The sequence below is a fragment of the Bacillus vallismortis genome (assembly GCF_004116955.1).
Classification (GTDB): domain Bacteria; phylum Bacillota; class Bacilli; order Bacillales; family Bacillaceae; genus Bacillus; species Bacillus vallismortis.
On record NZ_CP026362.1, the window covers coordinates 2777675 to 2792430 of the forward strand.

The window sequence follows — 14756 nt, forward strand, 5'->3', positions numbered from 1 at the left end:
CTATTCGCCGCCTCTCAATCTTTTATCTCGCTGATTGCGTATCCGCGTTTTTCTCCGTCCCTTGGATACAGCTGCCATTTCTTCTTTATCCTCTTCACTTTCCTCTTGATCAGGATTGATAAATTGCGCTAAAGCAGCTACAGACGGGTATGTGAATAAAGTCACCACAGCCTCGTTGGTTCCCAATTCTTTATTTAAACGGTTTGTCACCTGTACAATGTCTAAAGAGCTGGCTCCCAAATCAAAAAAGTTATCATGTATGCCGACTTGCTCCAGACCCATGAAATCTTGCCAAATGCCGCATATGACCTCTTCTGTTTTGTTGCGGGGAGCGACATACGGATTATTCAATTCGGGTCGGGTGTGTAAGGCGGCCGTCTTCTTCTCCTCTTTCGCTATGCTATCGGCATTCATGGATATCCATTGCTTCATTCTGTGTCCCAAATCACCTGTTGACACTAATAAATGGCGATTGTTGATATCTGACAGCACATATTGAAAAAGAGCTGCTCCTTCTTCAGGCAAAATGGCAAGTTCAGCAATAGATTCTCCGATAGTAGATTCAAGCTGGCCCCAGAAGTTCCATGCATCCCAGTTCACGCAAACCCAAGGAGTCTTGCTGCGCTGATTCACCCTCGCCGCAAAAGCATCCATATAAATATTCGCTGCAGAGTAAGCTGAGAAACCAAGACCTCCAAGCAAAGCACTAATCGATGAAAATAAGAAACAAAAATCTATATTTTCGTTTTCTAATAGAGATTCAAGCACTTTCAATCCTCTGACTTTAGACTGGAACTGGTCTTCTCCGCCTTCAATCGTTGCAGGTATATCTGTAATCGCCCTGAAAGACGAACTTCCCGGAAGACCTGCAGCGTGAAAGACGCCGTTCAGCTGGCCAAACTCAGTATGAACCTTTCTCATAACAGCCTGCATATCCGACAGGCTTCCCGCATCTGCCTGAAGAGCTGTCACCTTTGCGCCTAACCGTTCCAATTCTTTTATTTTCATAATTTTCACGGTAATCGGATCATCTTCCTCATGTTTCTCGCACCAGCTTTCCCACTGGCTGCGCTGCGGAAGTTCACTTCTTCCCGTCAGAATCAGACGGACGTTTCCTTCTTGCGCAAGCAGCTTTGATAATACAAAACCGATTCCGCCAAGCCCTCCCGTAATAAGATAAACACCTTTCGGGCGGATCATATTCGGCAATCCGGACGCTTTATTTAACTGAACAGGCTGATACATCTGCACCCATCGGCGGCGGTTTCGGTATGCGATCATTTGACCCTCGCCCGCAGCATCAGTTTCCGTCAGGATTTGGTCAATCAACTCCTCTTCTTTCCATGTCAATGTATCCGATAAAGGAGGAATGTCGATGTTCCAGCATTTCAAATGGTTATATTCTTGCGGGATAACTTTCAACGGCCCCAAAATCGTCGCTTTTTCAGCATTGATTTGTTCTTCTCCAGTCACCTCATGAATCCCGCTTGACAGTACAAACATGTTACATTCGTTCATTTGTTTTTGATTAGATGCCGCCTGTGCAGTAAAAATCAAACTATAATAGCCGTTTTCACTGTACGTGCTGAACGTTTTGAAGGATTCCCCTTGCTCCGAAACGCTCCACAGATGCATCATACAGTTTGGAAGAAGCCCATCTGAAGCAAGTGAAGAAAATAAACGCTCATAATGTGTCCCATCAGCCGGATTGATGACATACAATCCGCTGTTTACTTTTTTGAATTGCCGGTCTCTCGTGACAATTACAGTCTCATGTCCTCGGCGGCGTATGGTTTGCACCAGCCGATCTCCAAAGGCTGTTCCTTCATGGAAAACCAGTGTTTTTCCGCTTTCAGCTGGCTGCTCTTTTTTTCGGCTGTCAGCGGACTTGATCTTTCTTTCCCATGACGGAAGATAGAACCATTGATCCATCGGTTTCTTTTTATTCCATTCATCAACTGCGGTGAAAGCAGCTGGATTGTCAGCCGCTTCTACCCAATAGCGTTTTTTCTCAAAAGGATAAGACGGAAGCGATATCAGACGCTTAGGCTTATTACCGCCATACTGCCTCCAGTCAATCTCACATCCGCAGACCCAAAGCTGGCCTAATTTCTTCAAGAAATAGGAATGATCATGCGCTGGTTCTTGAACATGTCTGACGAGATTGACGATGTCATGCTGGCTAGATCTCTTCTTGTTCCTTCTGGCAAATGTGCTTAATGTGCTGCCCGGTCCGACTTCTATTAACAGAACGTTATCATCACTCAAAATCTGTTCTAATCCTTCATGGAAGCGGACTGTGCCTCTTAAGTGCTGAGACCAATAAGCCGGGTCTGCTGCTTGTTCCGGTGTTATCCATGTTCCCGTTACATTCGAAACAAATGGAATCCGAGGGGCGCTCATATCCTGTTGCTTTACAATCGCGGCAAATTCCTCAAGAATGGGTTCCATCATATAAGAATGAAAAGCGTGAGAAGTATGCAGCTGGCGGCCGGCAATGCCCTTTTCTTCAAGAAGAACCGCAAACGTCTCAATGTCTTCGCTTTTTCCTGATACTACGCATAAGTCATGAGCATTGACAGCCGCAAGCGACAGACTGTTCGTAAGCAGCGGCTGCAGCTCTTCCTCTGATAGCTGAACACTCATCATTGCTCCAGATTCCAGCTGCTGCATCAGCCTTCCCCGCTCTATGACGAGCGTTAAAGCCGTGTCTAATGAAAACACGCCTGACAAACATGCAGCAGTGTATTCACCAATGCTGTGTCCAATCATATAATCCGGTGAGATGCCTGCACTTTGCAGCAGCTTTGCGAGCGCGTATTCAAAGATGAACAGCAGCGGCTGCACAACAGCGGTCTCCGTCAGCTTCGCCCCATCATTTGAATCTGGGAAGACGACCGCCTTCAAATCAATTTGATGTGACTGCTGTGCGAAGGCAAAACAGCGGTCCGCTTCTTTCTGAAATACAGGTTCAGCTTCATATAAATCTTTCATCATATCAATATACTGAGAGCCTTGGCCGGAGAACATAAAGGCAGTCGGACGACCGCTGTGTCTTTGATAGGCTGTGAGCTCTGCACCGCTTTCCCATTCCGTTAATTTTGACAGCACGACCGCTTTTCGATATGAGAATTGTTTTCTGCCGACTTGCAAGGTGTATGCCACATCCTCTAACGGAACGTTTGGATGCATACGAAGAAATTCCTTCAATCGATTTGTCATCTGCTCTAAGGCTGTGTCTGTTTTTGCTGATAGAACTAGCAAATGCCGTTGGCTCTCGGAAGCTTCTCTGCCTGACTCCGGCTCTTCTTCCAGTACAATGTGCGCATTTGTGCCGCCAATTCCGAAGGAGCTGACACCCGCCCGCCTTGGATCAGCGGATTCCTTCCAGTATGCCGCCTCGGTATTAACATAAAATGGGGTTTGATCAAAATGAATATGCGGATTAGATGTCTTATAGTTCAAGCTTGGCAAAATGGTTTTATGTTTTAGCGATAAAACGGTCTTAAAGAGTCCTGCAATGCCGGCAGCGCTGTTTAAATGTCCGACATTGCTTTTCACTGACCCGATTGGAATTGACATTGGCCTGTCACTTTTAAAAACCTGGCTCAGCGCTTCCATTTCGATTGGATCACCCATTTTTGTACCGGTTCCGTGAGCTTCGATATACCCTACTGTATTCGGGTCAATCCCTGCATTCTCGTATGCATTCTTTAGCACTTCGGCCTGGCCTTCTACGCTCGGGGCGGTAAAACCGACTTTTCGGTTTCCGTCATTATTCATTCCGACCCCTTTTATGACCCCATAAATGGTATGCCCTTCTTTAACGGCGTCCTCATATCTTTTTAAAACGACAATCCCCGCGCCATCGCCAAAAACTGTGCCGCCTGCATTCTCATCAAAAGGACGGCAATGCCCATCAGGTGATTGAATCATGCCATCCTGATAAACATAGCCTGACCGTAAAGGGGTGCTGACAGTTACGCCTCCCGCAAGCGCCGCGTCACATGCTCCGTTTTGCAGCGCTTGACATGCCGCTCCAATATTGACTAAAGAAGTGGAGCAGGCTGTTTGCATTGTGATGCTCGGCCCGTGCAGGTTTAATTTATAAGCAAGCTGGGTACTGAAAAATTCTCTATCATTTAACAGCATGGAACTGAACTGTTCAGTCCCATCCAGTTTCCCTGCGAAACGTGTAATCCATTCGAGGTTCGGACTTGTCCCAGAGTAGACGCCAATTTTCCCTGTTGTCCGCTCAGGGTCGCAGCCCGCATCTTCTAAGGCCTCCCAGGCACATTCATGTAAAAGCCTGAATTGCGGATCCATCAATTCTGCTTCCCTTGAGGAATATTGGAAAAAATCCGCATCAAACATATCAGCGTCCTCGATGATCCCCTTCGCTTTTACAAAATCGGGGTGCTTCAAGAGCTGGTCATCAATGCCTGACGCTTTTAATTCTTCATCCGTAAAGAAGCTGATAGATTCTTTGCCGTTTACGAGATTATTCCAAAACTCATCCAAATTGCCGGCTCCCGGAAAACGCCCTGCCATACCGATAATCGCGATATCAGATCCCTGACCGTTCGGACTGCTTTGCGACACCTTTTGATGATCCGTCATTTCTGGCTGCCCGGCCTTCGTTTGAACCTGTTGATGAAGGTGCTTCGCCAGGCTGCGAACTGCGGCAAATTGATAAAGCAGAACTGGTTCCACCTTCCAATTCAACTGATCTGTTAATTTTGCCGCTAATTGAGAGATATCAAGCGACGTAGCTCCCAGCTCAAAAAACGGCGCATCATTGTCAAGCTCATTGAATCCAAAATGCTTCATGACGATTTTTCTGATTGTTTTTTCAATAGCAGATAACGGCATTGCACGAAACAGTTCTGCCGGCTGGTAAGCCTCATCTTCTTCAAGTTCAGCCAGTGCTAAGCCGTAAGGCAACGGGAAATGCTGCTTTGTAAAAGGATAAGTCGGCAGAGCTAACCTTTTATTAAGCTGAGATTCATGCAGGTCGCTGAAATCAACCTCAGCCCCGAGACTCCACAACGCTCCGTATATATGTAACTTTAAAACGTCTGTGTGTCCTTGTGTGCCGAGATCACCTGTCATGCCAATTGCTTGGCGCTCTGTAAACACTGATGCCCCCTGAGTCAAACGCAGGTCTATGCAAATAGCAGGTTCCTCCAGCAAACAAGACGAGATGTGTTCAAAAAATCGTATCGGCTTGCAGATTTTGCCGGCCCAATAACTGGCATCCGCTGCTTCGTCATCTGTTATCACTTTTCCAGTGACAGATGAAACGACTGGAATGTCTGGTGACTTCATGTCCAGCGTGCTAAGGAAGTGCATGAATTCTTCCGCAGCGTCGACCAGCAGATCCGATTGATACGCGATATCCCCATCAAATAACTCAGCAGCAATCCCTTTTTGTTCAAGCCGCGCCTTCAGCTGATACACATCCTCTGGCAAACCGGAGACGGCACAATACCGCTCATCAATCAGCGCAAGGGATAATGATTTTTCTAAGTATTGAACGATATCCGGTTCTGACAGGCTGACACCGAGCATTTTTCCTGCCGGCGACATACTGATTAACTCTCCGCGTTTATATGCGGCTGCGGCCCCTTCTTCAAAGGAAAACATCCCTGCCGCACAGGCCGCCGTAAACTCCCCGAATCCCCGCCCGATAAAGCGGTCTGGTGTTATGCCGATGTGCTGTAAGAAACGGACTGCGGCGTATTCCATGCTGAACGACAACGCATGGATCAATCCCAGATTTCCCTCTTCCCGGTACGTTTCTGGAGCAGAAATACATGCTTTAAAGAAGCTGAGTACATCCTGCTGAAAAGCATTTTGCACCTTTTCAAGGCAAGCATCGACTTCTTTTTTGAACATGTTTTCCGTGCGGTACAGCTGCGCATATCTGCTAAAGCCCTCTTGAACGTCTCCCGCAAATACAAACATGGTGCTGCTTGGAACAACCGCCGATTCGGTGATTTGTTTTTTATGGCCATGATCAGCAAGCTGATCTAGCAGATCCTTTTGATGTGAAGCAACAAAGGAGATTCTGTACTGGAATTGCTTTCTGCCAAGCTGTAACGTACGAGCTATGGCTGACAGCGGCGCTTCCGGGTTCCGGCGAAGAAAATCAGCCAATTGATCCATTGAACGGGTAAGCTCCTGTCTTGTTCTCGCAGAAAGAACAACGAGCTCAGGACCGCCGGCTGGCATTTCGTCAGGAAGAGATGGAGTTTCTTCAAGGACAACGTGCGCATTAGCGCCGCCGATTCCAAAGGCGCTCACACCCGCTCTTCTCGGCCCTTGCAGAGATTCCCATTCAGTCAGCTCTGTATTGACAAAAAACGGCGTGTTCTTAAACTTGATGCGCGGGTTCGATTTTTGATAGTGAAAAGCGGGCGGCAGCATTTTATGATGGAGCATCATAACGGTTTTTATTAATCCCGCTACCCCGGAGGCAGCGTCCAGATGCCCAATGTTCGCTTTGACAGAACCAATTCGGCAATATGCTTTTTTATCTGTATTGAAAGCACGGGTCAGCGCCTCAATTTCAATCGGATCTCCGACAGGCGTTCCTGTCCCATGGGCCTCAACATAACCAATGCTTTCCGGTTCCGTTTCCGCCATCTCCATAGCTGTGGCAATGACATTCGCCTGGCCTTCAGCACTAGGAGCCGTATACCCTGCCTTATTGTTTCCATCATTATTAATTGCAGAGCCCTTGATGACCGCATAAATCACATCACCGTCAGCTTGTGCGTCTTTCAATCGCTTTAACGCCACCACTCCGGCTCCTTCACCAAAAATGGTTCCATTCGCCTTTTCATCAAACGGACGGCAATGACCATCTGCTGAATAGATCATTCCTTCCTGATAAACGTACCCAGATATATGCGGCAGGCTCAGGGTAACACCTCCCGCTAATGCTAGGTCACATTCTCCTCCAATCAAGCCCTGGCACGCCATATGTATCGCGACAAGAGAAGTCGAGCAAGCGGTTTGAACTGATACACTCGGCCCTTTCAAATTAAGTTTATAAGCGATTCGTGACGCAAACGACGAATCATTTAAATGCATGATTTGAAAAGCGTCTTCGTTCTTATGAAGAGAAGACATATGACGGCCCATCCAGGACAAATTGCTGGAAGCACCAGCATACAGCCCGATCAGCCCGTTAAACCGTTCAGCGTCACAGCCCGCATGCTCTAAGGCTTCCCAGGTACATTCATGCATGAGTCTGATTTGCGGATCCATCAAGGCAGCTTCTCTCGGTGAATAGCCGAAAAACTCCGCGTCGAAGTCAGAAACCTCATCAATGATCGGTTTCGCTTTTACATATGCCTCTTGACGAAGCAGCGTCTCATCCACTCCTGCTTCTTTTAGTTCTTCATCGGTAAATCGAGTGACCGATTCTATTCCTTTTGAAATGTTGTTCCAATACTCATCAATGTTTGCCGCGCCTGGAAACTTGCCCGCCATACCGACTACCGCTATTTCCAGTCCTGTTTCTGTCCATTGTTTCTCAGCCATGGAAATCAGCCTCCCATCTATTTTCGTCTCATTCGCTGTTTTCGGCGGTTTTTCCCTTCATTTATGGCTTTTTGGCGATCTGGCTCTATTCCTTTTATGTGTAAGTCATCGCCGCTTTGCTGTGCTTTGACGGCTTGGGTTAACGCTGCAACCGTCGAATGGGCATACATCATCACAACCGGGATATCCACGCCGAGCTCGTTTTTGATTCTCCCGCTCACCTGAAGCAGATCAAGTGAAGAGGCTCCTAATTCAAAGAAATTCATATTTACATCTGTCTCAGAATGAAAATAATCCTTAAAAATATTCATTAACCTTTCCTCAAGTGTGTCCAAGTGGTCTTTGGTCAGCACATGCGCTGCGGTTTGTCTGTCCTTTTTCACATAGCTGTCTTTTATTCGTTTGTTTACGTTCTCCAGCGAAATCAGGACTTGCGGGTAGCGCAGCTGCAAAGCTCTCATAAACGCTTTCGCACCTTGAGCTGGCAGGATTCCTTGGTATTGCTCTGGCTTGTCCGCTATCTTCGAAAGAATGGCTGCCGTTTCTGATTCATATGCCATCCCTACTTGTTCCCAACGGTCCCAGTTCACCGTCACCATGTTTTCGCCTTCTTTTCGGCATGCGTGAGCATAGCTGTCCAAGAATGCGTTTGATGCAGCGTAGCCGACTTGGCCCCCCGCTCCTAAAAATGAAACAAGAGAGGAACAAATGAAGAAGAAGTCCAGCTGTTTGTTTCTAAGCGCTTTTCTTAACAGAGCGGTTCCTGTTATTTTGGCTTTCGCCATCTGCCTCTCATCGTCTGGTGTCCTTGCGTGAATTACTTTGCCATCAGGAATTCCTGCTGCATGAATAACGCCATGAATGGCTTGTCCGAAACGAGATTCTGCCGTTTGCAAGGCTTTTTGAAGCTCTGCCTCGTCTGAAATATCCGCCTGTAATACCAGCACCTCGGCTCCAACCTTCTCGAGCTCTTCCACAGCTTTGAGTTTTTTTGCTGTATCGTCATTTGCTCTCAGTTTATCAGGCAGTCCAGTCCGGCTTAGCAGCACAAGCTTTGCTTGAACTGTTTCAGCTAAATGAGATGCAAGAGATAATCCGATCCCGCCAAGGCCTCCTGTAATGATATAAACTCCTTTATGCCTGAGATTGCCGGCCATATTCTCATCTTGCTTGCCCGGCTGCTTCGCCTGCCGAATCCATCTGCTGTTTCCGCGATAAGCCACAATAGGCTGATCATCCTCTTTTTTAAGTTCATAAGAAATCATTTCAGGCCAGCTTGATTGACCGAGTCGCGGGTCCGGACAAAGATCAACAGCTTTACAGCTGATCTGCTTATACTCTTGCGGAATGGTCAAACAGACTCCGGTCAGCGCAGCCTGATGAGGCTGAAGATCTTCCATTCCCGTCACATCGTGAGCTTGATTGGTCACCACGGTCATGCTGAATCTATTGTTACTCTCTGTTCCAAGTAAACGGATAAGATCAAGGAGAGGAAGATAACCGGCTATTGTGTGCTCTGCAATATCTCCATCACGACAATCACAGTCTCTCCGCCACATCCAGATGATTTCATCAGGGATAAACCCCCTTGCATTCAGTTCATCCAGCAGCTTCCGAAAGTGGGCCGTATCACGATGGTTTGCCGTAAACGTGTTTCTGTCTATTTCCGCAAAGTCATCACCCGGCAGGACAGACACGGCTTCCGCCTGCTGTTTTAGGAGATATTGGCTGACATCATTGTTTTCTTCAAAGACAAGTATCCTCTCTCCTTGATGAGTGAATGTCTCATTGACTGGTTCCATCCGTTCCCAGAACGGAACGGAAAACCACTTATCAAAAGGAAGCTGTTTTTCACTTGAAGCAACGTTTAATTTCAATTCGTTTTTGATCTTTTCTTCCATGCCGCCCTGAGATGTTTGCGGATCGGGAAATACTTGATGTTCAAAAGGATAAGTCGGAAGCGGGACCCTTTCGTATGAGCCCCCCTGGCGAAAGTGCTCCCAGCTAATGTTTACACCATGCGTCCAAAGCCTGCCGATGCGGTTTAACAGATAGACACGATCAGATGATACTTCCTTTGGATGCCTGATCATGTTTACCGCAGCATGTTGCTCCGTCATAAAACCCTCATGTTTTCTCACAAACTGCGTCAACGTGTTTCCTGGCCCGATCTCAACAAATACAACATTGCCCATTTGTAAAAGTGTATTCAAACCTGAATGAAAATCAACCTTTTCCATGATTTGCGAAGCCCAGTATTTCGGATCTGCGGCCTGCTCTGCTTGTATCCAATCGCCTGTCACATTTGAAATAAACGGAAGGCCAGGTGCTTGGAATTCAATATTTTGCAAAATATCAGAAAAACGAGATGCCGCCGGCTTCATCATGCTTGAATGAAACGCATGGGACGTTTTCAGGTGCTGAATTGCCACACCTTTCGCCTGAAGGCGCGCGGCAAAAGCATTGATTGGATCCATAAGACCTGATACAACCGATAAATCAGAGCTGTTTGAAGCCGACAGCTCAACCCCCTCTGTCAATTCCATTTCTGTCTCTCTGCTAGACAGTCTGACGCTCAACATTTCTCCCTCCGGCATCTCCTGCATCAATCGGCCTCTCATCGCAACCATATGAAGCGCGTCTTCCAATGAACAAATGCCTGACAGACAGGCTGCCGTTAATTCCCCTATGCTGTGGCCAATCATGTATTGCGGTTTTAAACCTTTCTTGATCAAGAAGGACGCCAGCGCATATTCAAAAGAAAATAAAATAGGCTGCGTATATGAGGTTTCATGGATAAGCTGTTCAGCTTCTTTGCTTTCTGCTTCATTAGCCGGAAACATGATGCTTCTAATATTGAGTCCTTCCTCAGCTTGCAGAATGGTAAAACAGCGCTCCAGCTCCTCTTGGAATACGGGCTCCATCTCATACAGTTGCTTCCCCATATTGACGTATTGAGAGCCTTGCCCGGAAAACATAAAGACAACTGCCGGCTTCTCCAGCGCTATTGAAGAATTTGCCATATTGCTTGTTATCCCTAAAGGACCAGCCGTAAATGCCTGACGATACTGAAAATGCCTGCGGCCCTCTTGCAGTGTATATGAAACGTCTTGGAGCAGTACCTCTTCATTCTCTTTTATAAATTGCTTTACCTGATCCGCGGCCTTCATTGCAGCTTTTTCAGATTGGGCAGAAATAATCATAAGGCAGTCTTCATGATCCTCTTGATGACGTCTTTCCTTCATCGGAGGCTCCTCCATGACAACATGAACATTCGTGCCGCCGATCCCAAAGGAACTGACACCCGCTCGAAACACCCGGTCAGATGCTGCCCATTGTTTGGCTGATGTGCTGACATAAAAAGGGCTGTTTTCAAAATCAATTTTAGGATTGGGCTTTTTGTAATGAAGGCTTGGCGGCAAGGTTCTCGCTTTGAGACTCAGCGCCGTTTTAATAAACCCCGCAATTCCCGCGGCGGAATCCAAGTGACCGATATTTGTTTTAACAGAGCCTATCGCGCAGAATTGCTTCTTTTCTGTTTGAAACGCTTGTTTAAGCGCCTCTATTTCAACTGGATCACCTAACGAGGTGCCCGTGCCATGCGCTTCGACATAAGAAATACTTTCGGACTCTACACGGCTGATGTTCAGTGCTTTTCTAATGACATCTGCCTGCCCTTCGATACTAGGCGCGGTGTAACCGACTTTGCGGCTGCCGTCATTGTTATATGCTGATCCTTTAATGACAGCGTAAATATGATCTTGATCCTTCAGCGCCTGCTTTAAAGTTTTCAGCACTACAACACCGCAGCCTTCACCCCCGACTGTCCCTTTTGCTTCCGCATCAAATGCGCGGCAGTGGCCGTCCGGCGACATAATCATCCCTTCTTGATACATATAGCCCTTTTTATGGGGACAAGTCACCGTTACTCCTCCGGCCAGCGCCATTTTGCAGTCGCCGGTAAGCAAAGCTCTGGATGCGAGATGCACAGCGGTCAGAGAAGATGAACAGGCTGTATCCACTGCGATACTCGGCCCTTTCAAATTTAATTTGTAAGAAATTTGTGTATTCATAAAATCTTTGTCCGTCAACTGAACAGCAGCAAACTGCTCAGAAGAACTGCTGCTTCTCAGCAGCATTGAACTTGCCTGCCAGTACAAATTCGCAGAAGCAGCGCCGAATAAGCCGATAGGCTGTGAATAAGTTTCGGGACTGTAGCCGGCGTTTTCAAGAGATTCCCACGCGACTTCATGAAACATGCGCACTTGCGGGTCCATTACCTCAGCTTCGCGCTGTGAGTAGCCGAAAAACGCTGCGTCAAAGTGGTCATGCCGGTCTACTTTCCCTTTAGCCCTGACATAATTCTTATGATCGAGCTGTTCTTTAGGCACACCGGCTTCCATAAGCTCTTCTTTTGAGAAAAATGTAATGGATTCCGTGCCCGTTTTGATATTCTCCCAAAACTCTTCAATATTTTTCGCACCGGGGAAACGGCAAGCCATTCCGATAACCGCTATTTCTAAGCCTGTTGTTTTACTCATCAGAAATCCCGCCTAACAGTTGTGCGACATTTTCTAAATCTTCCGCTGCCTCTTCCCCACTCTTGGCATTTGCGTGAGAACTCTCAGACTCCGTTTGCCGGCTGAGCTGGGCAGCTATTGCCGATACGGATGTATATTGAAACAGCTGAACAACAGACAGCTCTTGCCCAAACTGCTCTTTCAATTTGTTCGATAATTCTACGATGTGAAATGAGTTTCCTCCGATATCAAAAAAGTTATCCTCCATGCTAATATCAGATTCAGATATATTCAAAATGCCAGCAAAAATGGAAACCAGCTTTTTCTCAGTTTCATTATGCGGTTTTATGACCTGCTCGTCAGATTCAGGCTCTTCCATAGGATCTGGGAGCGCTTTTAGATCAAGCTTCCCTGACAGGTTCATTGGAAATGAGGTTACACGGATGAATCGTCTCGGAATCATATAACCCGGCAGCTTTTCTCCTATAAACCCTCTCATTTTTCGGGTTTTCAGTTTTTGATCGGATATGAGATACGCCACAAGAAACTGATCATCTGATTCCTTTTGAACTGGAATAATCACCGCGTCATGAATGATTTGTCCCGACTCCCGGTATTCAAGCAAGGCTTTTCTAATCTCATCAAGCTCTACTCTGAACCCTCTTATTTTTACTTGATCATCATACCTGCCAAAAAATTCGATTAAGCCGTCAGAACGCCATCTCGCCAAGTCGCCGGTATGATAAAGCTTCCCGGCAGGAATATGCTGTGGTTCTGTAAATTTTTCTGCCGTCAGCTCTGGCTGACAGATATATCCTCTTGCCACCCCGTCTCCGGCAATGCACAGTTCTCCGTATACGCCAACGGGCACAGGCTGTCCGCAATGATCCAAAATATAAATCTGTTCATTCGGCATCGGCCTGCCGACCGGTACGACAGGTTCATTCCAAGAATCAGGTATGGTAAAAGCCGCTGACTGTACAGTACATTCCGTCGGACCGTAATTATTTGTCATCACCGGCTTATCAGCACGAAACGTTTGTAAATATTGCTGAACCAATTGGGGCGGCAATATTTCGCCGCCAGCCATTATTAACTTCAATTCGTCAACGTGATGCGGTTCTTTCTCAGCGGCTTTTATCATTAGGCGCAAATGAGAAGGTGTCGCATCTGAAATATGAATGCGGTTCTCCTCATAAAAAGTCCACAGCTGCTTTCCATCCATCCTTGCATGATCCGGTGCAATATATAAGGTGTGTCCAAGAAGCACTGCAGGAAATATCGTTTGCACGGATGCGTCAAAAATATGTGAAGCAAGCATGCCGATGCGGAGATGCTCTTGTGAAAATGGCTGAAAATGAAGGCTGTCTATGCCATATACTAAATTGATGACTTGACGATGCTCCACCATCACGCCTTTCGGTTTTCCTGTTGTCCCTGATGTATACAGCACATAAGCGAGATTTTCAGGAGACGGCAGACACCCATGCTCCACCGCTCCTTCAAATTTCGTCATTTCCTCTATCAATAAGCTTTTTTGATCCTCAGCAGAAATGTCATGATCCTTGTTCGTGATCACAAACCGCGAACCGCTGTTTTTCAGCATATAATCCATCCGCTCGGACGGCATATTTACATCTATCGGCAAATAAGGACATCCTGCTTTTAATATGCCTAATATGCCAATAACCATTTCTGCTGAGCGATGAACCATCAGCCCCACAGGCTCCTCATGACGAACACCTTCTTTTATCAAAAAAGCAGCAACCCGGTCTGACAATTCATCAGCCTCACCGTATGTGAAGCTGACATCTCCGTACACAATTGCAGGCTGATTAGGTTTGAGAGCTGCCTGTTCTTTGAAGAGATCGACAATCGATTTTTCTTTCGGATAGGGCTGATTTGTGTGATTAAATGTCGTGATGATTCTCTCTCTCTCCTCATGAGAAAGTAACTGCAGCTCGGAGACCAGAGTCTCAGGCGCCGACAAAGCCCGGTCCGCCAGCATGCAAAAATGGCCGGCTATCCGTTTAGCAGTATCGAATGTGTAATGCTTCAAATTCCAGCTCAACTTTCCAGTCAATGTCCCTTCATCACGCTGAATGGAAATAAGTATATTCGTGTCCAGCGCTTTCAAAGAGGACGGCTGCTGAAGATCATTCATAGCAAGGGAAATGCCGAAGCGGGGCTCCCCTTTTTTATGCAAAGGATGAAGCTCGTCCAATAGTATTTTCACAGGATAATTTTGATGGGCATACACTTCTTGAAAAGCTTGTTTCACATGCTCTAGACAGTCTCTGAAACTCATAGAAGGATTGATTTTCACCAGCAGCGGAAGAAGATCATTGATCACCGGCTGTGTTTCCCGCTGTCTCAACACAGGGGCCGACGCCATGATATCCGTTCTTCCGCTGTACCTGTGCAGCAATGTGACTGCCGCAGTCATAAAAATGATAAACATACGCAAATCTGAAGCTCCGGATGCCTTTAAGATGGCGTTTTCCAGCTGAGCCGGGAATGAAAAAGTCAATGAAGCTTCTTCATCGTTTTGATCAAGAAGCTGTGAATCATAAGGAAACCGGCAGTCCGACGGGATTTGAGATAATAGAGAAGTCCAATATTGCCGCTCCTTCACTTTTTCAAGAGCTGCGGTTTTCAATTGAAAGACATCGGTTTGGTTCATTG

3 protein-coding genes are annotated in these 14756 nt (G+C 46.7%); all 3 read right to left on the reverse strand.

Annotated elements, in window-relative coordinates:
• From BV11031_RS14835 to BV11031_RS14845, 3 genes are read right to left on the reverse strand one after another with little or no spacing between them, the layout of a single operon-like run.
• A complete protein-coding gene (locus BV11031_RS14835; protein WP_129550783.1) occupies positions 1 to 7551 on the reverse strand; it encodes a type I polyketide synthase in 7551 nt (2516 codons plus the stop codon).
• 17 nt (positions 7552 to 7568) lie between these two features.
• Positions 7569 to 12092, reverse strand: coding sequence for a type I polyketide synthase (locus BV11031_RS14840; RefSeq protein WP_010329101.1), 4524 nt, complete (start codon positions 12090 to 12092; stop codon positions 7569 to 7571).
• Complete coding sequence (locus BV11031_RS14845) at positions 12085 to 14754, reverse strand: non-ribosomal peptide synthetase (RefSeq protein ID WP_010329100.1); 2670 nt, start codon at positions 14752 to 14754, stop codon at positions 12085 to 12087. Before BV11031_RS14845 ends, BV11031_RS14840 begins: the two co-directional genes overlap by 8 nt.
• Positions 14755 to 14756: the final 2 nt, after the last annotated feature.

Excerpts from the sequence above, each read along its gene's own strand:
- BV11031_RS14840 (WP_010329101.1), bottom strand. The coding sequence starts at position 12,092 with ATGAGTAAAACAACAGGCTTAGAAATAGCGGTTATCGGAATGGCTTGC.
- BV11031_RS14845 (WP_010329100.1), bottom strand. The coding sequence starts at position 14,754 with ATGAACCAAACCGATGTCTTTCAATTGAAAACCGCAGCTCTTGAAAAA.
- BV11031_RS14835 (WP_129550783.1), bottom strand. The coding sequence starts at position 7,551 with ATGGCTGAGAAACAATGGACAGAAACAGGACTGGAAATAGCGGTAGTC.